The following is a 26,270-nucleotide window of genomic DNA, read 5'->3' as shown; positions in this document are numbered from 1 at the left end:
ATGCCACCCGCCACCGACGGCGAGCACCGCCCCGGGCAGGAGCCTCGCATCCAGCAGACTGGTTCGATGGACGAGACCCGGGACGTCGACTGGCAGGGGTTCTTCAACACGAGAGACCTCGGGGGTCTCGGGTCCGCCTCTCCCGGCCGGATCTACCGGGCCGGCACGGTCGAGGCCGTCACCTCGACGGGATGGCAGCAGGCCGTCGAGGCCGGCGTGACGACCGTCGTCGACCTGCGCGACGACGACGAGGTGGCGGCCGATCGGCCCGTCGCCGACCCTCCCGCTTCGATCCGGGTGGTCCACGTCGATCTCGACGACCGCTCCGACGAGGCCTTCTGGGCCGACGCCGACCGGATCGACGGCACCCCGCTCGTCCTCGGCCCGTTCCTCCGCGGGAAGCCCGAGCGCGTGGCCGCGGCCGTCCGGTGCATCGCGCACGCGGATCCCGGAGCCGTCGTCTTCCACTGCGGTGCGGGGCGCGACCGGACCGGCATCGTCGCCGTGGTCCTCCTCTCCCTCGCCGGAGCGTCGCCCGCCGAGATCGCGGACGACTACGCCCGGAGCGCGCCCGCCGTGTCGGCGCGCGCCCGGGTCGTGGGCGGGCGCGACGAGCAACCGCTCATCGACGCGATCCTCGCCCGGGAGGGCACGTCGACGCAGGAGGTGGTGTCGGGTCTTGCCTCCGGCTTCGACGCCGAGGCGTACCTCCTGCGCGCCGGCCTCTCGGAGGACGAGGTGGAGGCGCTGCGCTCCCGACTCACCGACGCCTGAGGCGCCGCGCGGAGAGGCCGCCGGGGCTCAGCCGCCGAGGCCCGCCACGAGGTTGATCAGCGACGCGAGGATGACCGAGCCGAAGAGGTACGACAGCAGGCAGTGACGGAGCACGACGCGGCGGATCGCGCTCGAGGTGACGGTCGTGTCGCTGACCTGGAACGTCATGCCGAGGTCGAAGGCGAGGTAGGCGAAGTCGCCGTAGTCGGGCGGCTCCTGCTGATTGAAGTCGATACCGCCCTCCGACGCGCCGGAGTAGTAGAGCACCGCGTACCGCAGCATGAACAGGGTGTGGACGAGGAACCACGACAGCGCGACGCTCGTCACGGCGAGCGCCGCCAGGACATCCGCCTGGACCCCCTTGGCCTGGTTCGCCTGCACGAGGACGACGCCCACGGCGACGAGGCTCGCGACGCTCGCGAGGATCAGCAGGAGCTGCGACGTGCTCCGGGTCGGATCCTCCCGGAGGGCGTGGGCGCGGGTGCTCTCCCCGTCGAAGCGCCTCACGACGATCCAGACCCACAGGAGGTACGTCAGCGCGGCCCCGGCCCAGCCGACGACGAGCGACGCCGGGCCGCAGCCCAGCACCGCGGCGAGGGTGCCCGCCGCGATCCCCACGACGGTCATGACGACGAGGCGGATCCGGGAGCGCCCCGCGCGGGCGTCGACGACGAGTGGGTGCACGGCCCCATGGTCGCGCCTCTCGCACCCTCCTTGCGGGCACGCCACGCCGCGCGGGCGCCCGGAGATCAGCTCAGCCGAGCCAGAGCTGGATCGGACCGCGCGCGAAGTAGACGAGGAAGCCGAGCGCGACCACCCACAGCAGCGGGCTGATCTCCTTCGCCTTGCCCGACAGCGAGCGCACGAGGACCCAGGAGATGAAGCCCGCGCCGATCCCGTTCGAGATCGAGTAGGTCAGCGGCATGACGATCACGGTGAGGAACACCGGCAGCGCGACCGAGAACTCGCTCCAGTCGATGAACCGGATCTGCGACACCATCAGCGCACCGACGACGACGAGGGCGGCAGCGGCCACCTCGAGCGGCACGACCTGCGTCAGCGGCGTGAAGAACATCGCCAGCAGGAAGAGCACCCCGGTCACGAGGGAGGCGAGCCCGGTGCGCGCCCCCTCGCCGATGCCCGCGGCGGACTCGACGAAGACCGTGTTGGACGAACCGCTCGTGGCACCGCCCGCGACCGCACCGATCCCCTCGACGATGAGGGCGGGCCGGAGCCGCGGGAACGTGCCGTCGTCGTCCGCCACGTCCGCCTGCCGAGCGAGGCCCGTCATCGTGCCCATGGCGTCGAAGAAGTTCGTGAACACGAGCGTGAAGATGAGCATCGTCGCGGCCAGCACGCCGATCCGGTGGAACGAGCCGAACGAGAACTGACCGACGAGCGACAGGTCGGGGAGCGACACGAGCGCCGTCGGGAGGACGGGGGCGTTGAGGTTCCAGCCCGCGGGGTTCGTGCCGAGCGACGGCCCGACCCGGAAGATCGCCTCGAGGACGATCGCGATCACGGTCGTCGCCACGATGCCGATGAGGAGGGCGGCCTTGACCTTGCGCGCCATGAGGACGCCGATGATGACGAGCCCGATGACGAACACGATGGTCGGCAGCGTCGTGATCGAGCCGGCCGTGCCGAGCTGGACCGGCGGGGAGTCGGCACCCGAGGTGCGGACGAAGCCCGAGTCGACGAGGCCGATGAAGGCGATGAAGAGGCCGATGCCGACGGTGATCGCCGTCTTGAGCGCCTGGGGCACGGCCCGGAAGATGAGGCTCCGGAGCCCTGTCGCGGCGAGGACGACGATGACCAGGCCCTCGATGACGACGAGCCCCATCGCCTCCGGCCAGGTGACGTCCTTCACGACGCTGACGGCGAGGAACGAGTTGATGCCGAGGCCCGCGGCGAGCCCGAAGGGCAGCCGCGCGACGAGACCGAAGAGGATCGTCATGACGCCCGCGGTGAGAGCCGTCACGGCACCGACCTGGGCGTTCTGCAGCCAGTGGCCGGCGACGTCCTTCGCGGCCTGGTCGCCGGAGAACCCGCCCAGGATGAGCGGGTTGAGGATGACGATGTACGCCATCGTCACGAAGGTGACGAGGCCGCCGCGGATCTCGCGCGCCCAGGTCGACCCCCGTTTCGTGATCTCGAAGAAGCGGTCGACGGTGGGGGCGAAGCCGGTGCGGGTCGTGCTGGACATACGTCACTTTCGGAAGAGCCAGGGGGGAGGCATCCAGCTTAAGCCGATCGGTAGGGTTGCAGGATGCCCGATGCCCCGTCGACTCCCGCCCGGGAGCCCCTCGTGGGCAGCGCGCAGGCCGTCGTGCTCGAGGTCCTCGTGCACGGGCCGCTCTCCCGCAGCGAGCTGGCCGCCCGGCTCTCGCTCTCCGGGCCGAGCCTGACCCGCATCACGAAGCCGCTGATCGACTCCGGACTCCTCGTGGAGGCGCCCTCCACCGGCTCCGCGGGTCTCGGCCGACCCGCCGTCCCCCTCGATCTCGACCCCGGCAAGCACCACTTCCTCGGTGTCAAGCTGACCCGCGACCGGCTCTTCGCCGTCGTCACCGACCAGCGCGGAGCGATCCTCCGCGAGCACGACGAGGAGCTGCTCGGGCGGGGCGTCGCCTCGGTCGTCGAGCAGATCGCAGGAGCCGCGACCCGGCTCGCCGCGGACGACCCGCGAATCCGCGCCACCGGCATCGCGCTCGGCGGCTCCACCGTCGATCGCGAGCACGTCCGCCGCGCGGCGTTCCTCGACTGGACCGACGTGCCGCTCGGCCGCCTCGTGAGCGACGCGACGGGCCTGCCCTCGTGGGTCGAGAACGACGTGCGCGCCCTGACGCAGGCCGAGCACTGGTTCGGTGCGGGGCGCGGCCACCGCTCCTTCGCGCTCGTCACGGTCGGCGCCGGCATCGGTCTCGGGCTCGTGGCGAACGACGCGATCATCGCGGGGGCGCACTCGTCCGCGGGGAGCATCGGCCACCAGCGACTCGGGCGGGTCGACGACGCCGCGGGCGCGGCCACGGGTGCCGCCACGGGTGCCGCGACGGCCGCCGCGGCGGCCGACGCCCCGTGCGAGCTCGGCCATCGCGGCTGCGCCCGCGGTGCCCTCTCCGAGGGCGCCGTCCTCGCGCGGGCCCGAGCGGCGCTGGGACGCGAAGTCGGCTTCGACGAGCTGCTCGGGCTCGCGGGGGCGGGCGACGGCGAGGCGAGGCGCGTCGTCGACGGGGCGGCGTCGGCGCTGGGGATCCTGCTGGCCGACGTGGTGAACGTGTTCGATCCCGAGGTCGTGCTGCTCTCCGGCGAGTGCGCCGCCCTCGGCACGGTGGGCGCCACGGCCCTCGACGACGCCCTGCGGAGGGCCACCCACTGGGCGACGCCGACTCCCGCGATCGTCGTGCAGCCGTTCCGGTTCACGGCGTGGGCGCGCGGAGCCGCGGCCGTCGCGATCCGCCAGCACGCGCTCTCGCGCTGACGGTCGCGACGCGGCCGCTCTACTCGGCGGTCACCCGGAGGACGACGACGCGCTCCGGGAACGACGCGGGTGCCTGGAGGCCCGCCGCGGCCAGCGCCCGGCCGCTGAGGACGACACCCGACCGATCCGCGCCCCACCAGGCCGGCGGGACGACCCCGATACCGGAGTCGGGCTCGCCGACGACGACGGGGGCGACGCGGTAGCGAGTCTCCGGGTCGAGTCCCGGCAGGGTGAAGCGTCCGCGCGGCGACACCTCGGAGCGGCCGACGTAGGCGAGGAAGAACAGGGCCTCGCGCCGGTCGCCGGCCACCGCCCCGTAGACGAGGAGGGTGGGGTCGGTCTCGTCGGCGCGCACGAGGTCGCCGGTGTGCAGGAGGCGGCGCTGCTCCTTGTAGAGCACGATCCAGTCGACGAGGTCGCGGTTCTCCCGGTCGGTGGCCTTCGCGAGGTCCCACTCGATGCCGAGGTGGCCGAAGAGCGCCGTCCCGGCCCGGAACGACAGCTCGTGCCAGCGTCCCGTCGTGTGGTTCACGCCGGAGGCGATGTGCGAGCCGAGGAGCTCGGGCGGCAGGAGCTGCATGGTCCAGCGGTTCATCTGCTGGCGGTCGAGCGGGTCGATGCAGTCGCTCACCCAGACGCGGTCGGTGCGCGCGATGATCCCGAGGTCGACGCGCCCTCCACCGGAGGAGCACGACTCGATCTCGAGACCGGGGAATCGCGCCTTCAGCTCGTCCATCAGGCGGTAGGTGGCGAGCGTCTGCTCGTGCACGCCGGCCGCGCCGCGCGGGGCGGTGCCCGCGTCGATCAGGTCGCGGTTGTGATCCCACTTGATGTAGGCGATGTCGTTCTCCGTCAGGATCGCCGACATGCGCTCGAGGACGTGGGCGAACGCCGCGGGGATCCCCAGGTTCAGCACCTGCTGGTGGCGGCTCCGCACCGGCAGCCGGTCGCCGGTCTGCATGATCCACTCGGGGTGGGCGCGCGCGAGGTCGCTGTCCTCGTTCACCATCTCCGGCTCGAACCAGAGGCCGAACTCCATGCCGAGCGCGGTGACGCGGTCGATGAGCGGCGAGAGGCCGTCGGGCCAGATGTCCTCGTCGACGTACCAGTCGCCGAGACCGGCGAAGTCGTCGCGTCGCCCGCGGAACCAGCCGTCGTCGAGCACGTACCGTTCGACGCCGAGGGCCGCCGCGCGCTCCGCGAGGTCGAGGAGCCGGTCGAGGTCGTGGTCGAAGTAGACCGCCTCCCAGACGTTGAGCGTCACGGGGCGGGGGCGCGCAGGATGCCCGGGGCGAGCCCGCAGGAACCGGTGGAACCGGTGCGCCTGCTCGTCGAGGCCGTCGCCGTAGGCGCCGTAGACCCAGGGCCCGCGGTACTCCTCCCCCGCGGCGAGGCGGACCTCGCCCGGCAGGATCAGCTCGCCGCCGCCGATCACCTGGAACCCGGTGAAGAGCCGCTCGGCGTAGTGGCGGTGGTTGCCGCTCCAGGCGACGTGCACGCCCCACACCTCGCCCGACTCGAAGCCGAAGCCGGGGCGGCCGACGCTGAGGACCGTCGCGGCGTCGGCGCCGGTGCGGCCCTTGCGCCCTTCGCGCTCGTGGATGCCGACGACGAGTTCGCGTCGCTGCGGTGTCCGCTCCTTGCCCCAGCGGCCGGCGAAGTCGAGGATCTCGCGGGCCTGCGGCGGGACCGGCAGGGCCACGGCGACGTCCGTCACGGTGTAGAGGTCGTCGCCCTCGTTGGTGAGGGCGGCGCGGGCGCGGAGGAGGCCGCTCGCCAGCAGCTCGATCTCGAGGCGCAGCGAGAGCGCGGCCGAAGCGTCGTGGGCCGTGACGGTGAGGAGCGCCGGGCCGGCGTCGAGGACGCGGGTCGCGGATCCGGCGTCGATCACGGTCTCACCCTCGGCCGCGTCGTCGCGGACGAGGTCGATGCGCGAGACGACGAACTTCGGCGACCAGTCGGCGCCGTCGCGGTGGCCGGCGACGCCGGGCTTGCCGACCCAGCCCTCGTGGTGCTCGGGCAGGATCGCGAGCCGCACGGGCTCGTCGACGACGTTGCCCGCCAGCGGCTCGACGTTGGCCGTCGTCAGCGACCGGAGATCGTCGAGGCTCAGGGCTCCGAGGGCCCGCCCCCAGTGGATGACGGCCGGGAGCCGACCGGCGGTGAGGTCGAGGACCACGCCGACGCCAGCCGCCTCCAGGTGCACGAAGGCGTCGGGGGCGTCTCCGACCGCGGTCGAGGGGGCGGCGCCCAGGGGCTGGTCGTGGTTCGTCACGGGAACTCCATCGTGGTCGTCAACGAATTACTTTTGTACAGAAAGGAACGCTAGCGGTTCTCCGGGCGCCCGGCCACCCCGGCTGCGCGCCGGATGGCGAGGGCGGTGGTGACGAGGGGGATCTGCAGCGGCAGCCGGACGACCGCGATCGCCTTGGACACGGGGCTGGTCCGCGAGCTGCGGACGTACTTCCTCGCCATCTCGACGTTCGCGGGGAAGACGGCGACGAAGAGCGCCGCGGCGAGTCCCCCGCCGAGCCGTCGCGTCGCGGGGACGGCGAGCGCACCGGCGGTGACGAGTTCGGCGACGCCGGAGAGCAGGGTCCAGGTCCGGGCACGACCCGGCAGGATGCTCGGCACGATGCCGTCGAAGGTCCGGGGCCGCACGAGGTGGAGCGTTCCGGACAGCGCGAGCGCCGAGGTCATTCCGACGAGGGTCAGGGTCTGCTTCGAAGCCGTGGTCATCCCTCCATCCTGCCGCCTCGTCACTCCGCCCGGCTGACGCCCCGGCTCATGATCGCGCTCGTGAGCGCCTCGACCGGCTCGCGGGCCGACGCCGGGTTCGCGACGAGGACGTAGTCGACCGCGCCGAGTTCGGGCAGCTCGAAGCGGACCGACACCTTGACGAGGTCGTTCGGAATGAGCGAGTACGGGAAGACGGCGACCCCGATCCCCGCGCGCACGGCCGCGAGGATCCCGTTGACGTCGCGCGTGTTGCAGGTGATGCGCCAGGTGCGCCCCGCCTTCTCGAGCGCGTCGATCGCGAGTTGGCGACTCAGGCTCGGTGCCTGATAGGTGATGAGGGGGACGGGTTCGTCGCGCTCGAGCCGCATCCGCTCCTGCGCCATCCACACCATCGTGTCGCCCGCGACCCGGGTGCCGTCGTCGTATTCGCCCGCGTTCTGCTTCACGAAGATGAGATCGAGGTGGCCGGAGGCGAGCCGCCGACGGAGCGGCGTCGACTGGTTGATCGTGAGCTCGAGGTTGATCTGCGGGTAGAGCTGCCGGAAGTGGCGCAGGATGCGCGGGAGCTGCGTGATCGCGAGGTCGTCCGCGGCCCCGAACCTCAGCCGACCGGCCATCGCCGACCCGGAGAAGTAGCTCTCCGCCGCGGAGTGCGCCGCGAGGATCGTCCGCGCGAAGCCGGCCATGGCGTCGCCGTTGTCGGTCAGGGCGACCTCGCGGGTGTCGCGCGCGACGAGCGTCCGACCGGCGGCCTTCTCCAGCTTCGACACGTGCTGACTCACGGTCGGCTGGCTGATCCCGAGGCGGAGCGCCGACTGCGTGAAGCTGTGCGTCTCGGCCACGACGAGGAAGGTCCGCAGGAGCACCGGGTCGTACATCGCCACCTCTGTTCTGCGCCGGCCGCGGCCCGCTCATCACGAAAACCAATAGCACTGATTATGCCCATTCGGGAACCAAATGGAAGCGCTCACTTTACGGTGGAGTCAGATGACTTCCCTCTCCAACCTCAGGATCCCCGCGTGACCTCGTCGACGTCGACCGCCTTCCCACCCACCGAACCCCTGACGATCACGACCCAGCGACCGCCCTGGCGACACACCTTCATCGCCCTGGCCGTCCCCAACTTCCGGATCTGGACCGCGGGCAACCTCGTGGCGATGACGGCGGGCTGGATGCAGCGCGTCGCGCAGGACTGGCTCGTCCTCGAGCTCACCGGCAGCGCCACCGCGGTCGGCATCACCGTCGCCATGCAGTTCGCGCCGATGCTCTTCCTGGGCCTCTTCGGCGGCGTCATCGTCGACCGGTTCTCCAAGCGCCTCCTGATGATGATCACGCAGTCGACCTTCGCCGTGCTGAGCCTGGGGCTCGCCGCCCTCACCCTGACCGGCAACGTCGAGGCGTGGATGGTCTGGGCGATCGCCTTCGTCACGGGCCTCGTCACCGTGATCGACAACCCCGCCCGGCAGGTCATCGTGACCGAGCTCGTCGGGCAGAAGAACCTCCGCAACGCGATCAGCATCAACTCCTCCGTGTTCCAGCTCGGCGGGATGATCGGTCCGGCCATCGCGGGAGTGCTCCTCCTGGCGGTCGGAGCCGGGTGGGCGTTCGCCGTGAACGGGGTGGCGTGCGTGCTCGTGGTGGTGATGCTGGGGCTCCTGCGGACCTCGCAGATGACGAGGCTCGCCCCGCCGCCCCGCGCCACGGGGCAGCTCCGGGAGGGCCTCCGCTACGCGATCGGCAAGCCGACCATCGTCTGGCCGGTCTTCCTCGTCGCCGTCTTCGCCGTGTTCGGCCTCACCATGCCCGTGCTGCTCGCGTCCTACGCCGACCGCGTCTTCCACGTCGGCGCGGGCGGCTACGGCCTCTTCAACTCGATGATCGCGGTGGGCGCGCTCGCGGGCGCGCTCCTGTCGACCCGGCGCGCCACCGTGCGGCTCCGTACCATCGTCGTCGCCGTGGGGGCCACGGGGCTCCTGCAGGCGACGGCCGGGCTGATGCCCTCGATCGTTCCCTTCGCGGTTCTCCTCGTCGCCGTCGGAGTCGCGTCGCTGCTGTTCCTGACGGCCGCCAACTCGCTCGTGCAGATGTCGAGCAACATCGCGATCCGCGGTCGCGTCATGTCGCTCTACATCCTGGTGCTGCTGGGCGGTCAGGCCATCGGCGGGCCGCTCATGGGCGGCATCGTGTCGACCTTCGGCGTGCAGGCGGGCATGGTCGTCTCCGGCGGCCTTCCCGCGCTCGCGGCGCTCGTCGCGGGGATCGCCCTCGCGCGGCGCGGTCAGCTCACCCTGCACGTCGTGATGAAGCACCACGTGCCGCTCCTGCGGATCGAGCACCGGCTCGCCGCCTGAGGGGCGTCTCAGCCGACGAGCTCCTGGTCGCGGTGCGAACGCTCGTCCGCCCCGTCGACGACCCGGGCAGGATGCCGGTGCCGCCGGTACTCGATCACCGTCAGCCACACGATCACCACGTCGAACACCGTCAGGGCGGCGAGGGCCCACGACCACGAGGCCGCGAGCTCGTAGACCTGGTAGCCGATGAAGATGCAGAGCACGGCGATCATCCACGGGTAGAGGCCGTAGCGGTGGCGGGCGACCGCCCACCAGAGCACGACCTTCACGACGCCGTGGATCAGCAGGTACACCCCCGCGAAGACCGTCGTCGCGGCCGTGAGGTGCGCGACGCCCGGCCGGAGCGACTCCGCCAGAGCGTTGTCGGGATCGGCGGCGAGCACCTGCCCGAGGGCCCAGCGCGCGAGCGTCCCGAGGGCGCCGGGGCCGATCACGAGGAGCGCGGTCCCGCCGACGAGCTCGAGGAGCCCGTCCACCCCCTTGATCACGACGAACCAGAGGAAGACCCGGTCGAGCGGGGTCGGGGTGCGGGTCGCTGACTCGGGGGCCATGGTGCTCCGTTCCGCGGGTCGAGGAGGCTTGCCGCCCACGCTGATCGCCCGCGACCCAGGAACGCCCCAGAATGGAGGGATGCCCTCCGACTCGCAGCCGACTCCCGGGAAGGGCCTCCGGTGACGCGCCGACGCGGACGGGGCGCCGCCCTCGGCACCCTCGTCGTCGTGGCCGTCGCCGTGGCGCTGTTCGTGGCGTCGGGGCGCGGCGCATCCGTCGATCCGGGCTCCGCGGGCACGGCGACGTCCAGCGCGGCGGCACCGACGGCCGAGGCGTCCGGCGCTCCCCCGGCGCCGGCGTCCGTCGACGCGGCCGCCGCGCGCACGCTCCTCGGCGGCCTCGCCGTGCGCCCGTGGGCGACGGGCGCGCGCTACGACCGGACCGCCGACTTCGGCGACGCGTGGATCGACGTCGACCGCAACGGCTGCGACACCCGCAACGACGTGCTCGCCCGCGACCTCTCCGGCGTGAGGCGGTCGTCGACGTGCAAGGTCCTGTCCGGGCTTCTGACGTCGCCCTACAGCGGTGCCCGGATCTCCTTCGTCAAGGGGCCGCGGACGTCCGAGCTCGTCCAGATCGACCACGTCGTCGCCCTGAGCGACGCCTGGCGGACGGGCGCCCAGAACCTCTCCCCGGAGCAGCGGGTCGCCTTCGCCAACGATCCGCTCGAACTCCTCGCGGTCGACGGCGCCTCCAACGACGACAAGGGCTCGCAGGATGCCTCGGCCTGGCTCCCCGCGGACGCCGGCTACCGCTGCGCCTACGTCACCCGCCAGATCCGGGTCAAGGCGAAGTACCGGCTCTGGGTCACGGCGTCGGAGCGCGGCGCGCTGCTGCGCGTCCTCTCCGGCTGCCCGTGACGCGACCGGGACGCCGACCCCGTCAGATCTCCGCGCGCCGCCGACCACCGAATCCGCAGGCGACGTCGAGCCGCCACGGCTCGTCCGACCACGGGGTCTCGACCCGCCCCGTGAAGCGGATCCGGTCGCCGGCGTGGCTCGTGAGCGTGCCGAAGGCGTCGAAACGCGAGCTGAGGGCGAAGGTCACGCCGCCGTCCTCCAGGAGCAGCGAGTCGAGGAACTCCTGGTCGACGGTGGCGCCCAGGCGTTCGCCGTCGAAACGCAGCGGAACGCGGGCGAAGTGGAGCCGAGGGGCGACGGTGGCCCAGTGCGAGACCTCGCCGGGGATCCTGCGGGCCGCGATCGTGGCGTCGAGGACGCCGTCGACGTCGACGTTCACGACGGAGCGGCGCGCATCGACCTCCAGGTCGTGGCCGTCGATCCGGAACCGGTTCTCCATTGTCCGAGCGTAGGCGCGCCCGCGGAGCCGTCGGCCCATCGGTTGTATCGACAACCAATCGCTAGACTCGGGGGATGGACGACACGCGCTGGCTCACCGACGACGAGCGGCGGGCGTGGGTGCGGTTCGCCGCCGTCCTCGAGCTCCTCCCGGGCGTGCTCGATTCGCAGCTCGACCGCGACGAGGGGATCACCCACTTCGAGTACTTCGTCCTCGCGATGCTCTCCGAGACGCCCGGGCGGACGCTCCGCATGACGCACCTGGCCTCGCGCACGAACGCGACGCTCCCCCGGCTCTCGCGCGTGGTGTCGCGCTTGGAGGGCCAGGGCTTCGTGGAACGCTCGCCGTGCGTCGAGGATCGCCGCGCGACGAACGCGACGCTGACCGACGCGGGCTGGCGGAAGGTCGTACACGCGGCACCCGGCCACGTCGAGAACGTGCGCGGCGCCGTGATCGACGTGCTGACGCAGGAGCAGGTGGCGCAGCTCGACGACATCAGCGCGGCGCTCCTGGCTCGGCTCGACCCGGAGTCGCGGCTCTTCGCGAACACCCCTCCTCCGGGCACCGCCGCCTCCTGACGACGCGCGTGCGCGCCGCCACGCCGAGTCAGCCCATGCGGATGACGTTGCCGGTCACGCGACGCCCCGCGTCCGACACGAGGAACGACGCGAGATCGGCGACCTCGTCGGGCTCGGCGACGCTGAAGAACGCGTCGTTCGTCGCGACCGACGCGCGCACGTCGTCGGTCACCCAGCCGGTGTCGGTGACGGGCGGGTGGATCGCGTTCGCGGTGACGCCGAAGCGACTCAGCTCGAGGCTCGCCGACATCAGGTAGTTGACCAGCGCCGCCTTCGCCGCCCCGTACGACACCTCCTGCGGGAATCCGCGCTCGCCGCCCGAGGTGAGGCCGAGGATCCGGCCCCAGGAGCCGCCGCGACGCTGCAGGCGCCCCGCGAACTCGGCGATCAGCAGTGCCCCCGCGCGGGCGTCGACGCCGAACTGCCGGTCGAAGGTCTCGGCCGTGACGGGCCCCAGGGTGCGGCCCGCCCAGTCGCGCTCGACGGGCCGGAACGTGTCGCTCAGCGACGCGGTCGCGTTGTTCACGAGGACGTCGACGGGGCCGAACTCCTGCTCCGCCCGATCGAAGAGCGCGGGGATCACGGAGGCGTCAGTGAGGTCGGCCCGCACGGCGACGGCGCGCCCACCGGCCGCACGGATGCGCTCCACGACGGCGGAGGCGTCCGAGCGGTGGTTCTCGCGCTGACGTTCGGGGGTGCCCTCGTCCGCGGGCTCCTCGAAGCTCCAGAAGGTCAGGAGGACGGCGAGTCCGTCCGCGGCGAGACGCTCGGCGAGGGCGGCGCCGATACCGTGGTTGGCCCCGGTGACGAGGGCGACGTGGTCGTGGTTCATCGCTCCACCCTAGGCGTCTCCCCGGCAGGATCCGGGTTCGGAGCGGAGGGCGGAACCGAGTACAGTTCGGATGCCGCTCGGCCGGAGCGACGGAGAGGAGCGCACCGTGCAGGTTCTCGAGCTCCTCGTCGTCCTCGGGGCGACGATCCTCGTCGGTGGCTGGATCGGCGAGAAGACCCGCGTCGCGACGCCGATCGTGCTCCTGCTGCTCGGCGGAGCCCTCGGCTTCGTCCCCGGCCTCGGCGGCGTGCAGCTCCCCCCGGAGATCGTGCTCCTGCTGTTCCTGCCGGCGCTCCTCTACTGGGAGTCGCTGAACACCTCGCTGCGCGAGATCCGGGCGAACCTCCGCAGCATCACGTTGCTGGCGACGGTGCTCGTCTTCGCGACCGCGGCCGTGGTGGCCGTCGTCGGACACGCCTTCGGCATGCCGTGGGCCGTGGCGATCGCCCTCGGCGCGATCCTCGCCCCGACCGACGCGACGGCCGTGACGGCGGTCGCGCACGACCTCCCGCGACGCACCATGACGATCCTGCACACCGAGAGCCTCGTGAACGACGGCACGGCGCTCACGCTGTTCGCCGTCGCGGTGGCCGCCGCGACCTCGGGCACCGACGTGACCTTCGGCCCCGCCGCGCTGCAGTTCGTCGCCTCCTACGGCGTCGGGATCGCCATCGGCCTGGCCGTCGGCCTGGCCGTCGTGTTCCTCCGCCGGTTCCTCCACGACGAGCGCCTCGAGAGCGTCTTCAGCGTCCTGACCCCGTTCCTCGCCTACCTGCCCGCCGAGGCGCTCGGCGTCTCCGGCGTCGTGGCCGTCGTCACCTGCGGGCTCGTTCTGAGCCAGGGCGGCCCGAAGGTCATCTCCGCGCGGGGCAGGATCCAGGGCTTCGGCTTCTGGGAGGTCGCCGTCCAACTCCTCAACGGCTCGCTCTTCGTGCTGCTCGGGCTGGAGTTCCACCGCGTGGTCACCGACCTCGCCGGGGGGCGCCTCGGGCCCGCAGCGCTGCTCGCGGCCCTCCTCGTCGTGGCCGTCGTCCTCACGCGCATCTTCTGGGTGAACGTCGCCCCCGTCGTCATCCGACTCCTCGACCGCCGGCCCGCCCAGCGCGCCCGACGGATCCACTGGCGCCAGCGCACCCCGATCGCCTGGGCCGGGTTCCGCGGCGCGGTCTCCCTGGCGGCGGCGCTCTCGCTCCCGGCGGAGACGGCGAACGGCGACCCGTTCCCGATGCGCGACCTCATCATCGCGTCGACCTTCGCCGTCATCCTGGTCACCCTCATCGTGCAGGGGAGCACCCTGCCCGCCGTGATCCGCTTCGCGGATCTGCCTCCGGATCCGACCGAGGCGGACGAGTTCGTGCTGGCCGAGCGGTCCGCCCTCGAGACGGCCCTCGACGAGCTGGACGAGGTGGCGAGAGGGCTCGAGACCTCCGAAAAGGCCAAGGAGGTGGTCCGCGCCTCGTACCGCGAGCGCCTCGAGCGGCTGGACCGCGACGAGGAGAACTCCGAGGCCGACGACGACGCGGAGGAGGAGCAGGTCGACCAGGAGGAACGGCTCCGGCTGGCCCTCCTCGGCGTGAAGCGCGAGACCGTCGTCAAGCTCCGCGACGAGCGTCGGATCGACGACACCGTCCTCCGCCGCTACCAGGCCCGCCTCGACGTCGAGGAGCTGCGGCTCGCCGAGGTCGAGGACGACGACTGAGCCACCGGGAAGAAGTACGGCTCCGGGGGCGTTGACTGGTGACATGAGATCGATCGTCTACACGCACACCGGCTCCCCCGACGTCCTCGAACTGGTCGAACGCGAGGTGACGGAGCCCGCGGCGGGCGAGATGCGCGTGCGCATCGTCGTCTCCGGGGTCAACCCCACCGACTGGAAGTCTCGCAGCGGGGGCGACCTCGCCTTCCCCGAGGTGACCCCGAACCAGGACGGCTCGGGCGTCGTCGACGCGGTCGGCGACGGCGTGACGGGCTTCGAGGTCGGCGACCGCGTCTGGACCTTCATCTCCGCCTACCAGCGCCCGACCGGAACGGCCCAGGAATTCACGAATGTCCTCGCCGAGCACGTCGTGAAGCTCCCCGCCTCCGCGAGCCACGACGTCGGCGCCTCGATGGGCGTTCCCGCGATGACGGCGCACCGCGCTCTCACCGTGCACGAGTTCGGCCCGACCCGACTCTCGCCCGGGGCGCTCGAGGGCCGGGTCGTCCTGGTCCAGGGCGGCGCAGGAGCCGTGGGGCACGCCGCGATCCAGCTCGCGCGCTGGGCGGGCGCGACCGTGATCTCCACGATCTCGAGCGACGAGAAGGCCGACCTCGCCACCCGCGCGGGTGCGCACCACGTCGTCAACTACCGCACGGAGGACGCGGCCGAGGTCATCGGGCGCATCGCGCCGGACGGCGTCGACATCATCGTCGAGGTCTCGATCCCGAAGAACGCCGCCCTCGACGCGGCCGTCGCCGCCCCGAACGCCGTCGTCGCCATGTACGCGAACGACGGCGGCGACGAGGCCTCCCTCGACATCCGCCCGAACATGTCCAAGAACATCCGCTACCAGTTCGTGCTGCTCTACACCGTCGGTGCCGACGCTCTCCGCGCCGCGGCGGAGGACGTGACGGCGGCGCTCATCGACGGCGCGCTGCCGGTGGGAGCCGAGTTCGGCCTCCCGCTGCACCGGTTCGCCCTGGCCGACACGGCGAAGGCGCACCAGGCCGTGGAGGACGCCGTCGTCGGCAAGGTCCTCGTCGACGTGGCCGAGTAGGCACCGTGGCTCAGGGATCCGGCGCCTGGCGCGTCCTCGGCACCGTCGTCGTCGCCATCGCGACGGCGATCACGGCCGGCCTCTCCTCGGTGAACCGGGCGGCCGGCGGCGACTCCTACGAGCCGCCCCGGCGGAAGGACCCGCGCGAGGGGCGCTGACCCCTCGGCACGTCTCCCGTCACACCGGCAGGAGCGGGCGCGGGTCGCCCTCGGGCGGTTCGACGACGATCGCATCGCCCGGCGTGATCGCGCCACCCGCGACGACGACGCTCATGACCCCGCCCTTCCTGACGACGGCCCCGGTCTCGTCGCGGCCCACGAGCTGCTTGAGCAGCCCGGCCTCGAAGCCGTCGATCTGCACGCACGGGTTGCGGAGGCCGGTGACACGGACGACGGCCTCCGGTCCGATCCGCAGGAGCGTGTCGGTCGCGAGCCCGAGGAGGTCGATCCCGCGCGTGGTGACGTTCTCGCCGAGCTGTCCTGGCTCGACGGGGAAGCCGGCCGCCTCGACCTCGTCGAGGAGCTCCGCGTGGATCAGGTGGACCTGGCGGAGGTTCGGCGCGTCCGGATCGCGCCGCAGGCGCGAGCGGTGCTGCACCGTGACGCCGGCGTGCGCATCCCCCTCGATTCCCCAACCCTCGCGGAGCAGGATGCTCGGCACCTCCGGCTTGCTGAATCGGTGCTTCCCGTCCCGGCTCACGGCCACCACTGTCGCGCTCGTCATGACCCCACCCTGCCGCATCCGGGTCCCCCGCGCGAGACCCTAGCGGAGAGCTCGGGACGCCTCCTCGATCGCCGCCGCCCGGGTCTGGACCGCTCGGACCCGGGAGACGTCGAACTTGTCCGAGCGATCGAACGCGTACACGCCGTTCTGCTCCTGGAACACGTCGGTGAGCTGGGTGTAGCAGTAGCCGAACATGTGCTCGTTGTCGAGAAGGGCCTGGACGAGCCCCTCGAACCGGTCGTGGAACTCCTCGACCGACCGCACCCTCTCGCCGTACCCCCACGACGTCGTGCCGCTCTGCGAGGGCGCGTCCGGCGACGGGTTCCACCAGATGCCGCCGAACTCGCTGCAGAAGTAGGGCTGCCCGGCGTACGGCAGCGACCACGGGCGGGCGTCGTCGACCTGCAGGTCGCCGTCGTCCTCCGTGTTGACGTAGGCCGTCTTCGACGCCGGATCGAGGATCCCGAGGGTCTGCCGGAACGTCACGACGTTCTGGTCGTAGTTGTGCGAGTCGTAGACGTCGGTCTCCGGGACGCGGTGCGAGTAGCCCGACGTGTCCAGGACGGGCCGGGTCGTGTCCATGGCCTTCGTCGCGAGGAACATGCCTCGCATGACGTCGTCGAGGACCGTGATGCGGTCGGCCAGAAACTGCCGCGTCTCGTTGAGCGGGCACCAGCCGACGATCGCCGGGTGCGAGTAGTCGCGCTCCAGAGCCTCCAGCCACTGGGTGACGTACGAGGCGGTCGGCTGCTGCCGGTCGTCCGGGTGCCCTCCCGTGAGGCAGCCCCAGTCGCCGAACTCGCCCCACACGAGATAACCGAGGCGGTCCGCGTGGTAGAGGAACCGCTCCTCGAAGACCTTCTGGTGGAGTCTCGCCCCGTTGAAGCCGGCTCGCATCGAGAGCTCGATGTCGCGGACGAGATCGGCGTCGCTCGGCGCCGTGAGGAGCCCGCCGGGGTAGAGCCCCTGGTCGAGCACGAGACGCTGGAACACCGTCTCGCCGTTGATCCGGACCTCCTGCCCAACGATCCCGACGCTCCGGAGGCCCGCGTAGCTCTCGGCCCGGTCGACGACGTCCCCGTCGGGGCCGAGGAGGTCGAGGCGGAGGCTGTAGAGGTGCGGATCGTCGATCGACCACGGGCGCGTGCGGCCCTCGGGCAGCCGCAGGGTCACGCGGGGGGTCAGCGAGAGATCGGCCCGGGCCTCCTGCGCGTCGATGTCGCCGTCGTCGTCGGCGATCGTCACGCGGACGGCCCCGCCCCGAAGGCCGGTCGACAGCGGTGTCTCGACGGTGAAAGACCGCGAGCCGAGGTCGGGCGTGATGCGCGGCCGCCCCAGCGAGACCCGGGGGACGGGCTCCAGCCACACCGTCTGCCAGATGCCGGTCGTCCGCGTGTAGTCGGCGTCGTGGTTCGCGTACTCGGTCGACTGCTTGCCGCGCGCCTGCGGGCCGTGCTTGGAGTCGCGGGCGCGCACGACGATCACAACCTCGTCGCCGGCGGGCACGTCGTCACCCAGGTCGACGGTGAAGCTCGTGAACCCGCCGCGGTGCCGCCCGACCTCCCGGCCTTCGACCCAGACGGTCGCGTCGTGGTCGACGGCGCCGAAGTGCAGCAGGATCCGGTCTCCCGCCCAGTCGCCGGGGACGGTCACCGCGCGCCGGTACCAGACGGCCTCGTGGAAGTCGGTGTCGCCGATCCCCGAGAGCGTCGACTCCGGCGCGAACGGCACCGTGATCTCGCCCGCCAGGGGACGGTCGACGAGCCCGCGCTCGAGACCGGAGTCGCCCGGATCGAACTCGAACTGCCACCGCCCGTTGAGGTTCAGCCACCGTTCGCGGGTGAACTGGGGGCGCGGGTACTCCGGCCGGGGCGGGGTGATGGCAGTGGTCATGAGCACTCGTCCTCGAGGTCTGCGGGCTGACGCTCCACGCTACAACGATGTAAGCGGGGCCCGCCACCCGACCGGACGTCGGGGGCACGGCCTAACGTGGACGCATGGCAGACACTCCGTTCCACGACCTCGACGACTACATCGCGCTCCCCCGCGTCGAAAGCCTGACTCTCTCGCCCGACGGGCAGAGCGTCGTGCTGACGGTGGCGACCCTCGACCGGGCGCGCACCTCGTACACGCGGGCCCTCTGGTCGGCGCCGGCCGACGGCTCCGGCCGCGCGACGCGCCTGACGCGCAGCGCCAAGGGCGAGGCCGGCGCGGCGTTCACCGCCTCGGGCGACATCCTGTTCGTGTCGGGCCGCCCCGACGCCGGCGCCGGCGACGACGCCGAGAGCGCGCAGCTGTGGCTCCTTCCCGCCGAGGGCGGCGAGGCCCGGGCCGTGACGCGGCTCGCAGGAGGCGCGGGCGGCATCGCCGCGTCGGCCACGGGTCGCGACGTGGTCGTCCTGGCCACGCAGCTCCTGCCCGGCGCCGACACGCTCGAGAGCGAGGCGACGCTCCGGAAGGAGCGCACCGACAAGAAGATCGCCGCGGTCCTGCACGAGCGCTACCCGGTCCGCTACTGGGATCACGATCTCGGCCCGGAGGAGGCGCACCTGCTCGCCCTCGACCTGACCGACCTCGCCGAGACACTCGAGGTCGGGTCGACGGCCCCCGGCGAGAAGACCGGCGGCGACGACGCCGCGACCCCCTACCCCGCGGAGCTCCCCCGCCCGGTCGATCTCACCTCGCACCCCGGCGTGCTCGCCGACACCGAGGGTCAGGCGCTGACCCCCGACGGGTCGAAGCTGATCGCCGCGGTCAAGCTCCCCGAGCAGCGGACGACGCGCTCGGTGATCGCCTCCATCGACGTGGCGACCGGTCGCCTCACGGTGCTCGTCGACGAGCCCGGCGTGGATCTCTCCGGCCCCGTCATCAGCCACGACGGCACGACGATCGCGTTCCAGGCGGAGCCGCGCTCGACGCCCGACGGGCCCCTCGACATCGAGATCCGCGTCGCCGCGATCGACGGCAGCGGCGTCCGCCGGATCGCCGCCGACTGGGATCACTGGGCGTCCACGCTCCTCTTCGACCTCGGCGACGACGCCCTCGTCGCGACGGCCGACCACGACGGCCGCGGCCCGATCTTCCGCATCCCGCTCGACGGGTCGCCCGTCGAGCTCCTGACCGACGACGAGTTCGCGTACACCGACGTCGCCGTCGACGAGCACACCGGCGACCTCGTCGCGCTCCGCAGCTCGTGGACGAGGCCGTCGCACGCCGTCCGCCTCGACCGGGACGGCGTCGTTGTCGAGCTCGCCTCGCCCGTCGCCCTGCCGGAGACGCCGGGCACGATCACCGAGGTCGAGGCGACGGCGGAGGACGGCGCGCGGGTGCACGGCTGGCTGCTGCTTCCCGAGGGGGCCGACCCCGAGCATCCTGCGCCCCTGCTGCTCTGGATCCACGGCGGTCCGCTCGGCAGTTGGAACGCGTGGAGCTGGCGCTGGAACCCGAACCTCGCGGTCGCGCGCGGGTACGCGGTGCTGCTGCCCGACCCGGCGCTCTCGACCGGCTACGGGCTCGACTTCATCGCCCGCGGCTGGAACGCCTGGGGCAAGGCGCCGTTCACCGACCTGCTGGCGATCACCGACGAGGTCGTCCGCCGCGACGACATCGACGAGACGAAGACCGCCGCGATGGGTGGCTCCTTCGGCGGGTACATGGCGAACTGGGTCGCCGGACACACCGACCGCTTCCGCGCGATCGTGTCGCACGCGAGCCTGTGGGCCCTCGACCAGTTCGCCGGCACCACCGACTCGTCCTGGTACTGGCAGAGCATCTTCTCCGAGGAGGGGATGCGCGAGAACTCCCCGCACCTCGCCGTGCGCGACATCGTCACGCCGATGCTCGTCATCCACGGCGACCGCGACTACCGGGTACCGATCGGCGAGAGCCTGCGCCTCTGGTCGGAGCTCGCGGAGCACCACGCCGCCGACGACGGGTCGACGGTGCACCGGTTCCTGCTGTTCCCCGACGAGAATCACTGGGTGCTCAAGCCGCAGCACGCCGTGCTCTGGTACGAGACCGTATTCGCGTTCCTCGACGAGCACGTGCACGGAGCCGACTGGAAGCGCCCGCGCCTCCTCGGCTGACGCCGCCGGGGCCCGCGCGCGTCGCGTGCGGGCCCCGGTCGACTACGTCTGGGGCACGAACAGGGTCAGCGCGTCGAGCACGAGCGCCGGCTTGTCCGATCCCTCGATCTCGACGGTCAGCCGGTAGGCCAGCTTGACGCCGGAGGCGCCGGAGTCGACGCCGGTGATCTCGCCGACGGCACGCACGCGGCTGCCGACGACGACCGGCTTGACGAAGCGGAGGCGATCGGCGCCGTAGTTGACGACCGCCGAGGTGTTCTGCACGTCGAGCAGCTCCATCACCATCGACGACACCAGCGACAGCGTCAAGAACCCGTGAGCGATCGTCGCGCCGAAGGGGCCGACGGCCGCGCGCTCCGGATCGACGTGGATCCACTGCCGGTCGTTCGTCGCCTCCGCGAACGCCGTGATGCGCTCCTGGTCGATCTCGATCCAGGACGACGGCCCGAGGGCCGTGCCGACGGCGTCCGCGAGATCGGCGGGCGACGCGAAGACGACGGCGGTCACGCGAGCGGCCCGCCAGCGACGTACACCGTCTGTCCGGAGACGAAGCCGGACTCCTCCGAGCAGAAGAACGACGCGAGCGCCGCGATGTCCTCCGGCTGTCCGATGCGACGCACGGGGATCTGCTTCGCCGCCTCCTCGAGGAAGGTCTCGAACGGCACCTTGAGCCGCGCCGCCGTCGCCTCGGTCATGGCCGTCTGGATGAGCCCCGGGGCGATCGCGTTCGCGGTGACCCCGAACGGGCCGAGCTCGATCGCGAGGGTCTTCGTGAAGCCCTGCATCCCCGCCTTGGCGGCCGAGTAGTTCGCCTGGCCGCGGTTCCCCAGCGCCGACGAGGACGACAGGTTCACGATGCGACCCCACTTGGCCTCCACCATGTGCGCCTGGACGGCGCGGCTCATGAGGAACGCCCCGCGGAGGTGCACGTCGAGGACCGTGTCCCAGTCGTCGACGCTCATCTTGAAGAGGAGGTTGTCGCGGAGCACTCCCGCGTTGTTCACGAGCGCGGTCGGAGCACCGAGCTCCTCGACGACGCGCGCGACCGCGGCCGCGACGCCGTCCTCGTCCGCGACGTCGGCCCCGACGCCGATCGCGCGGTGGCCGGCGGCTTCGAGGTCGGCGGCGGTCGACGACGCATCCTGCTCGTTGAGGTCGAGGAGGGCGACGGCGAAACCGTCGGCCGCCAGGCGGGTGCCGACGGCGCGGCCGATGCCGCGGCCTCCGCCGGTGACGATTGCGACCTTCTGGGACATGGTGTTCCTTTCGTGTGGGTGCTTCACCCCGTGCTCGCCGCACCCTCGCGTTCGGCGTCCGCGGTGGTCCTAGGACCGCTGCGGACGCCGAACACGAGGGTGCAGCGGGGGTGTTAGAAGACGACGAGCTGCCGCAGAGCGGAGCCCGAGGCGAGCGCGTCCATCGCCTCGTTGAGGGAGTCGAGCCCGACCTGCGCGGAGACGAGCTTCTCGACCGGCAGGAGCCCCCGCCGCCAGAGATCGACGTAGATCGGGATGTCGCGCGCGGGGACGGAGGAGCCGAGGTAGCTCCCGACGACCGTGCGCGCCTCGGCGGTGAGCGTCAGCGGCGCGATCGACGAGCGCGCGTCCGGCCGGGGCAGCCCCACGGTGACGGTGGTCCCGCCGAGGGCCGTGAGGTCGAGGGCCGTCTCGAAGGCGGCAGGATGCCCGGCCGCCTCGATCACGAGCGGCGCACGCACCCCCGCCTCGCGTGCGGAGTCCGGCGTGTGCACGGCGTCCGCGCCGATCTCGCGCGCGACGGCGAGCTTGCTCTCGAGCGCGTCCACACCGATGACGCGGTGCCCCAGCGCCCGGGCGACGAGGACGGCGGCCATCCCGACTCCCCCGAGGCCGACCACGAGCACGTCGTCGCCCTCGCGCGGTCGCCCCGCATTGATGACCGCGCCGCCACCGGTGAGCACGGCGCACCCGAGGAGGGCGGCGACCGCAGGAGGCACGTCGGGATCGACCCGGACGACGCTCGTCTCGCTCACCACGGCGTGCGTCGCGAACGCGGAGACGCCGAGGTGGTGGTTCACGTCGACTCCGTCGCGGTGGAGGCGTACGCCGCCGCCGACCAGGGTGCCGTCGTTGTTCGCCGCGCTGCCGACGGAGCACGGGAGGCGCCCGTCGGTGCGGCAGTTGGCGCACCGGCCGCACCGCGGGAGGAAGGTCATCACGACGCGGTCGCCGACGTCGAGGGCAGTGACCCCGGGGCCCCGCTCCTCGACGATGCCTGCGGCCTCGTGTCCGAGGAGCATCGGCACCGGTCGGACGCGATTGCCGTCCACGACCGAGAGATCGCTGTGGCAGACGCCCGCCGCCTCGATCCTGACCAGGATCTCGCCGGGACCGGGGGGATCGAGCTCGAGGGTCAAGAGCGTCAGCGGTCGCGAGGACGCGAAGGGCCGCTCGGCCTCCGTCGTCTCGAGGACGACCCCCTCGACGTTCACGAACGGCACCTCACGAGAGGCGCTCGACGATCATCGCCATGCCCTGCCCGCCCCCGACGCACATCGTCTCGAGGCCGAACTGGGCGTCCTTCGTGCGGAGACCGTTGAGGAGCGTCCCGGTGATCCGCGCCCCGGTCATGCCGAACGGGTGGCCGACCGCGATCGCGCCCCCGTGCACGTTGAGCTTGTCGTAGGAGACACCCAGCTCGCGCGCGGACGGGATCACCTGGGCGGCGAACGCCTCGTTGATCTCGACCAGGTCGATGTCGTCGATCGTCATGCCGGCGCGAGCGAGCGCCTGACGAGAGGCCTCGACCGGGCCGAGACCCATGATCTCGGGGGAGAGCCCGGTGACGCCCGTCGACACGATTCGCGCCAGCGGGGTGAGTCCGAGCTCGGCGGCCCGCGTGTCGCTCATGATCACGACGGCGGCGGCACCGTCGTTGAGCGGGCAGGCGTTCCCGGCCGTGATCGTGCCGTCGGGGCGGAACACGGGGTTGAGCGACGAGAGGGTCTCGACCGTCACTCCGGCCCGCGGCCCGTCGTCGACCGACACGACACTCCCGTCGGGCAGCGTGATCGGCGTGATCTCGCGGGCCCAGAAGCCGTCGGCGATGGCCTGCTCGGCGCGGTTCTGGCTGAGCGCCGCGAATTCGTCCTGGTCGCTCCGGGTGACGCCCATGAGCCCGGCGACGTTCTCGGCCGTCTCGCCCATCGCGATGTAGGGGTCGGGGAGTTCGCCGTCCTCGCGGGGATCGCGCCAGACCCCCTGGCCGCCCTCCTGGCGCTTCGCCGCGCGGGCGACGGCGTCGTGGAACAGCGGGTTGGTGAGGTCCTCACCGGGGATGTAGTCGCTGGAGCCGCGGCGCGCGCCCGAGACCGACTCGACGCCGGCGGAGATGAACGCGTCGCCCTCCCCCGCCTTGATGGCGTGGAACGCCATGCGGGTCGTCTGCAGGCTCGACGAGCAGTAGCGGTTGACGGTCGTCCCCGGCAGGAAGTCGTAGCCGAGGGCGACGGCCACGATGCGGGCGATGTTCATGCCCTGCTCGCCGCCGGGCATGCCGCAGCCCATCATCAGGTCGCCGATCTCGCGCGGGTCGAGTTCCGGCACCCGGTCGAGGACGTCCCGGACGATGAACGACGCGAGGTCGTCGGCGCGCATCTCGCGCAGGGATCCCTTGAACGCGCGACCGATCGGCGTGCGGGCGGTCGCGACGATGACGGCCTCGGTCATGAGACGAACGCGCTCTTGCCGGTGATGGCACGGCCCACGATGAGGGAGTTCATCTCGCGGGTGCCCTCGTAGGAGTACAGGGCCTCCGCGTCGGCGAAGCGGCGGGCGACGCCGTACTCGAGGACGATGCCGTTGCCGCCCATCACCTCGCGCGACCAGGCGACGGTCTCGCGCATCCTGCTGGTCGCGAACGACTTGGCCATGGCGGAGTGGGCGTCGCTCTGGCGCCCCTCGTCGAGGAGCTGCGACGTCTGCATGCACAGGGCGATGCTGGCGGAGATGTTGCCGAGGCAGCGCGCGAGGAGGTCCTGCACGAGCTGGAACGAGGAGAGCTTCTTGCCGAACTGCTCGCGCTCGAGGGTGTACTTGACGGCGGCCTCGTAGGCACCGATAGAGTTGCCCACGGCCTGCCAGGCGACGTCGGCCCGGGTGAGGCGGAGCACCTGGGCGGTGTCCTTGAACGAGTTGGCGTTCTGGAGCCGGCGCTCCTCCGGGACCTCGACGTCGGTGAGGACGATGTCGGCGTTCTGCACGGAGCGGAGCGCCTGCTTGTGCTCGATCTTGCTGGTGACGAAGCCGGGGGTGTCGCGGGTGACGAGGAAGCCCTTGACCTGGCCGTCGGCGGTGTCGCGCGCCCAGATGACGACGACGTCGGCGAACGTGGCGTTCCCGATCCAGCGCTTGGCGCCGTTCAGGATCCAGGTGTCGCCCTTGCGGGTCGCTGAGGTGCTGAGGCCGCCCGAGGAGTCGGAGCCGGAGAGGGGCTCCGTGAGCCCGAACGCGGCGATCAGGTCACCCGACGCGAGCTTGGGCAGCCACTCGGCCCGCTGCTCCGGGCTCCCGGCCACGCCGATCGACCCCATCGCGAGACCGGACTGCACACCGATGAAGGTGCTGACGCCGGCGTCGACGCGACCGGACTCGAGGGCGGCCCAGCCGCGGTAGCGCGCGCTGTTCTCGAAGAGGCGCGACTCCTCCCAGAGCGGCCCGTAGGCGCCCAGCGCGGCCATCGGCTTGATGACCTGCATGGGGAACTCGGCGCGCTCCCAGTAGTCGTCGGCGATGGGGGCGACCTCCGAGTCGAAGTAGTCGCGGAGGTCGTGGATGGACTCGTTCTCCCGGTCGGTGAGGGAGTCCTGGACGAAGTAGAAGTCGGAAGAGAGATTCTTCACGTGGGTGCTGACGGTCATTTTCTGAGCTCCATTGATCGATGTGAGACAACCGATGCCTCCATCATGCATCGTTTTCCAAAATGTTGCACAGGGAGAATCCTGAGACGTAGAGTGCTGGCATGTCGATGCAGACCGCACCCGCCGCCTCGTGCGCGGCGACCGCCACAGCGCGGGTGCCGTCCGAGCTCGCGTCGCGCCTGGCTGCGGGCACCCACCCCGACACCGTCCGGGCGTTCGTCCTCGCGCGCCGAACCTTCCTCGCCGGCGAACGCGTCGACTCGAACGTCCTCGCCGCGTCGCTGGGCATCGACCGCACGTCGCTCTTCCGCTGGCTCGGCAACCGCGACGCGGTCCTCAGCGAGGTCCTCTGGTCGCTCGCCGAGCCGACGCTGACGCGCATCGAGCGGGCGACGACGCTCACGGGCGCGGCGCGGATCACGGGCATCCTGGGCGATTTCGTCGCGACGCTGATCGAGGCGCCCTACTTCCAGGGCTTCCTCAAGCGCGAGCCGGCCAGAGCGCTCCGCCTGCTGACGACGAAGGACTCCCAGGTCCAGCAGCGCTACCTCGCCGCCGTCGAGGCGATGCTCGAGATCGAGGTCGGAAGGGGCACGATGCACTTCGCCCTCACCGTGCACGACCTCGCCTACCTTCTCGTCCGCATCTCCGAGTCGTTCACCTACGCCGACCTGATCACGGGCGAGACGCCGAGCGCGGAGCGCGCCCGGGCCGCCTTCGAGTACGTCCTGAGGGAGCCATGACCACCGACACCTCCGATTTCCGCGTCCCGGCCTACCGCCGCACGGTGCCCACGCGCTGGAACGACAACGACATGTACGGCCACCTCAACAACACGGTGTACTACCAGGCCATGGACACGGTCATCAACACGTGGATGATCGAGGAGGCCGGGCTCGACCCCCTCGCCGGTCCCGCGATCGGCGTGTGCGTGGCGTCGTCGTGCCAGTTCCTCGCCTCCGCGGGCTTCCCCGAGGAGATCGCCGTCGAGCTGGCCGTCAGCCGGATCGGGACGACCAGCGTCGTCTGGGCCCCGCGCATCCTGCGGGCCTCCGACGGCACGGACCTCGCCCGCGGCGAGTTCGTCACGGTCTTCGTCGACCGCACCGACCGCAGGAGCACCGTCCCCATCCCGACCGGCATCCGCATCGCCATCGAGAGCGAGTTCGCGGTCCCCCAGCCCTGACGCGCGCGCCGCAGCCC

General features: G+C 71.9%; 26 protein-coding genes. 11 read left to right on the top strand and 15 right to left on the bottom strand.

Features of this window, described 5'->3' with window-relative positions; all coding sequences use genetic code 11:
* Positions 1-774 carry a tyrosine-protein phosphatase gene (locus tag AS850_RS06345; RefSeq protein WP_216819868.1) on the top strand — a complete coding sequence of 258 codons (774 nt, stop codon included), beginning with the start codon at positions 1-3 and terminating at the stop codon, positions 772-774.
* A 27-nt stretch (positions 775-801) separates the two neighbouring features.
* Here AS850_RS06345 and AS850_RS06340 read toward each other — a convergent pair whose 3' ends face one another.
* Positions 802-1,458 (bottom strand): DUF1345 domain-containing protein, encoded by a 657-nt coding sequence (locus tag AS850_RS06340; protein WP_236940853.1) that lies wholly within the window; start codon positions 1,456-1,458, stop codon positions 802-804.
* A gap of 70 nt (positions 1,459-1,528) precedes the next feature.
* Positions 1,529-2,980, bottom strand: coding sequence for an NCS2 family permease (locus tag AS850_RS06335; RefSeq protein ID WP_164088404.1), 1,452 nt, complete (start codon positions 2,978-2,980; stop codon positions 1,529-1,531).
* A 63-nt stretch (positions 2,981-3,043) separates the two neighbouring features.
* Between AS850_RS06335 and AS850_RS06330 the strand changes: the two genes are divergently transcribed.
* A complete protein-coding gene (locus AS850_RS06330) occupies positions 3,044-4,255 on the top strand; it encodes an ROK family transcriptional regulator (protein WP_119868348.1) in 1,212 nt (403 codons plus the stop codon).
* Between the two features lie 19 nt (positions 4,256-4,274).
* Here the strand turns inward: AS850_RS06330 and AS850_RS06325 are convergent, their stop codons facing one another.
* Genes AS850_RS06325 through AS850_RS06315 form a run of 3 tightly spaced genes read right to left on the bottom strand, consistent with a single transcriptional unit; the run spans position 4,275 to position 7,872 of the window.
* Positions 4,275-6,530: an alpha-galactosidase gene (locus AS850_RS06325; RefSeq protein ID WP_236940852.1), complete on the bottom strand. Its 2,256-nt coding sequence runs from the start codon at positions 6,528-6,530 to the stop codon at positions 4,275-4,277.
* 50 nt (positions 6,531-6,580) lie between these two features.
* Entirely contained in the window at positions 6,581-6,994 is a 414-nt protein-coding gene (locus tag AS850_RS06320; RefSeq protein WP_119868347.1) for a DoxX family protein, read from the bottom strand.
* Positions 6,995-7,014: 20 nt separating this feature from the next.
* Positions 7,015-7,872 (bottom strand): LysR substrate-binding domain-containing protein, encoded by an 858-nt coding sequence (locus AS850_RS06315; RefSeq protein ID WP_119868346.1) that lies wholly within the window; start codon positions 7,870-7,872, stop codon positions 7,015-7,017.
* A gap of 141 nt (positions 7,873-8,013) precedes the next feature.
* On the opposite strand from AS850_RS06315, the gene AS850_RS06310 reads away from it, so the two are divergent.
* Entirely contained in the window at positions 8,014-9,345 is a 1,332-nt protein-coding gene (locus AS850_RS06310; RefSeq protein ID WP_236940851.1) for an MFS transporter, read from the top strand.
* 8 nt (positions 9,346-9,353) lie between these two features.
* Here AS850_RS06310 and AS850_RS06305 read toward each other — a convergent pair whose 3' ends face one another.
* Positions 9,354-9,896 carry a DUF2127 domain-containing protein gene (locus AS850_RS06305; protein WP_119868344.1) on the bottom strand — a complete coding sequence of 181 codons (543 nt, stop codon included), beginning with the start codon at positions 9,894-9,896 and terminating at the stop codon, positions 9,354-9,356.
* Positions 9,897-10,016: 120 nt separating this feature from the next.
* On the opposite strand from AS850_RS06305, the gene AS850_RS06300 reads away from it, so the two are divergent.
* Entirely contained in the window at positions 10,017-10,757 is a 741-nt protein-coding gene (locus AS850_RS06300; protein ID WP_216819866.1) for an HNH endonuclease family protein, read from the top strand.
* 22 nt (positions 10,758-10,779) lie between these two features.
* Here AS850_RS06300 and AS850_RS06295 read toward each other — a convergent pair whose 3' ends face one another.
* On the bottom strand, positions 10,780-11,196 hold the full coding sequence (locus AS850_RS06295; RefSeq protein ID WP_119868343.1) for a hypothetical protein: 417 nt from the start codon (positions 11,194-11,196) through the stop codon (positions 10,780-10,782).
* A gap of 74 nt (positions 11,197-11,270) precedes the next feature.
* Between AS850_RS06295 and AS850_RS06290 the strand changes: the two genes are divergently transcribed.
* Entirely contained in the window at positions 11,271-11,774 is a 504-nt protein-coding gene (locus tag AS850_RS06290; protein ID WP_119868342.1) for a MarR family winged helix-turn-helix transcriptional regulator, read from the top strand.
* A 28-nt stretch (positions 11,775-11,802) separates the two neighbouring features.
* Here AS850_RS06290 and AS850_RS06285 read toward each other — a convergent pair whose 3' ends face one another.
* Positions 11,803-12,606, bottom strand: a complete 804-nt coding sequence (locus tag AS850_RS06285) for an SDR family NAD(P)-dependent oxidoreductase (protein ID WP_119868341.1) — start codon at positions 12,604-12,606, stop codon at positions 11,803-11,805.
* A gap of 106 nt (positions 12,607-12,712) precedes the next feature.
* On the opposite strand from AS850_RS06285, the gene AS850_RS06280 reads away from it, so the two are divergent.
* Genes AS850_RS06280 through AS850_RS16475 form a run of 3 tightly spaced genes read left to right on the top strand, consistent with a single transcriptional unit; the run spans position 12,713 to position 15,520 of the window.
* The gene (locus tag AS850_RS06280) at positions 12,713-14,305 is read left to right on the top strand and encodes a Na+/H+ antiporter (RefSeq protein WP_216819864.1); all 1,593 of its coding nucleotides are present in this window, start codon (positions 12,713-12,715) and stop codon (positions 14,303-14,305) included.
* Positions 14,306-14,348: 43 nt separating this feature from the next.
* Positions 14,349-15,362: an NADPH:quinone reductase gene (locus tag AS850_RS06275; RefSeq protein ID WP_119868339.1), complete on the top strand. Its 1,014-nt coding sequence runs from the start codon at positions 14,349-14,351 to the stop codon at positions 15,360-15,362.
* Between the two features lie 5 nt (positions 15,363-15,367).
* Positions 15,368-15,520, top strand: coding sequence for a hypothetical protein (locus AS850_RS16475; protein WP_164088403.1), 153 nt, complete (start codon positions 15,368-15,370; stop codon positions 15,518-15,520).
* Positions 15,521-15,539: 19 nt separating this feature from the next.
* On the opposite strand, the gene AS850_RS06270 is transcribed toward AS850_RS16475, so the two are convergent.
* Together AS850_RS06270 and AS850_RS06265 are read right to left on the bottom strand one after the other, a co-directional pair.
* Positions 15,540-16,085 (bottom strand): MOSC domain-containing protein, encoded by a 546-nt coding sequence (locus AS850_RS06270; protein WP_119868338.1) that lies wholly within the window; start codon positions 16,083-16,085, stop codon positions 15,540-15,542.
* A gap of 39 nt (positions 16,086-16,124) precedes the next feature.
* On the bottom strand, positions 16,125-17,978 hold the full coding sequence (locus AS850_RS06265) for a glycoside hydrolase family 2 protein (RefSeq protein ID WP_119870170.1): 1,854 nt from the start codon (positions 17,976-17,978) through the stop codon (positions 16,125-16,127).
* Between the two features lie 104 nt (positions 17,979-18,082).
* Between AS850_RS06265 and AS850_RS06260 the strand changes: the two genes are divergently transcribed.
* Positions 18,083-20,170 carry a S9 family peptidase gene (locus AS850_RS06260; protein ID WP_119868337.1) on the top strand — a complete coding sequence of 696 codons (2,088 nt, stop codon included), beginning with the start codon at positions 18,083-18,085 and terminating at the stop codon, positions 20,168-20,170.
* A 42-nt stretch (positions 20,171-20,212) separates the two neighbouring features.
* Here AS850_RS06260 and AS850_RS06255 read toward each other — a convergent pair whose 3' ends face one another.
* From AS850_RS06255 to AS850_RS06235, 5 genes are all read right to left on the bottom strand, one after another.
* The gene (locus AS850_RS06255; RefSeq protein WP_119868336.1) at positions 20,213-20,677 is read right to left on the bottom strand and encodes a MaoC family dehydratase; all 465 of its coding nucleotides are present in this window, start codon (positions 20,675-20,677) and stop codon (positions 20,213-20,215) included.
* Positions 20,674-21,426: a 3-oxoacyl-ACP reductase FabG gene (gene fabG, locus AS850_RS06250; protein WP_119868335.1), complete on the bottom strand. Its 753-nt coding sequence runs from the start codon at positions 21,424-21,426 to the stop codon at positions 20,674-20,676. Before fabG ends, AS850_RS06255 begins: the two co-directional genes overlap by 4 nt.
* Before the next feature lie 113 nt (positions 21,427-21,539).
* Positions 21,540-22,640: an alcohol dehydrogenase catalytic domain-containing protein gene (locus tag AS850_RS06245; protein WP_119870169.1), complete on the bottom strand. Its 1,101-nt coding sequence runs from the start codon at positions 22,638-22,640 to the stop codon at positions 21,540-21,542.
* Positions 22,641-22,650: 10 nt separating this feature from the next.
* Positions 22,651-23,877: an acetyl-CoA C-acetyltransferase gene (locus tag AS850_RS06240; RefSeq protein WP_119868334.1), complete on the bottom strand. Its 1,227-nt coding sequence runs from the start codon at positions 23,875-23,877 to the stop codon at positions 22,651-22,653.
* A complete protein-coding gene (locus tag AS850_RS06235; RefSeq protein ID WP_119868333.1) occupies positions 23,874-25,067 on the bottom strand; it encodes an acyl-CoA dehydrogenase family protein in 1,194 nt (397 codons plus the stop codon). Before AS850_RS06235 ends, AS850_RS06240 begins: the two co-directional genes overlap by 4 nt.
* Before the next feature lie 101 nt (positions 25,068-25,168).
* Between AS850_RS06235 and AS850_RS06230 the strand changes: the two genes are divergently transcribed.
* Both AS850_RS06230 and AS850_RS06225 read left to right on the top strand, forming a co-directional pair.
* On the top strand, positions 25,169-25,810 hold the full coding sequence (locus tag AS850_RS06230) for a QsdR family transcriptional regulator (RefSeq protein WP_119868332.1): 642 nt from the start codon (positions 25,169-25,171) through the stop codon (positions 25,808-25,810).
* Positions 25,807-26,253, top strand: a complete 447-nt coding sequence (locus tag AS850_RS06225; RefSeq protein WP_119868331.1) for an acyl-CoA thioesterase — start codon at positions 25,807-25,809, stop codon at positions 26,251-26,253. Before AS850_RS06230 ends, AS850_RS06225 begins: the two co-directional genes overlap by 4 nt.
* The last annotated feature ends 17 nt before the right edge of the window (positions 26,254-26,270 follow it).

Origin of the sequence: Frondihabitans sp. 762G35 (assembly GCF_002074055.1) — a bacterium.
GTDB lineage: Bacteria > Actinomycetota > Actinomycetes > Actinomycetales > Microbacteriaceae > Frondihabitans.
The sequence above is the reverse complement of the archived record's forward strand: the minus strand, read 5'-3'. Positions and strand labels throughout refer to the sequence as shown.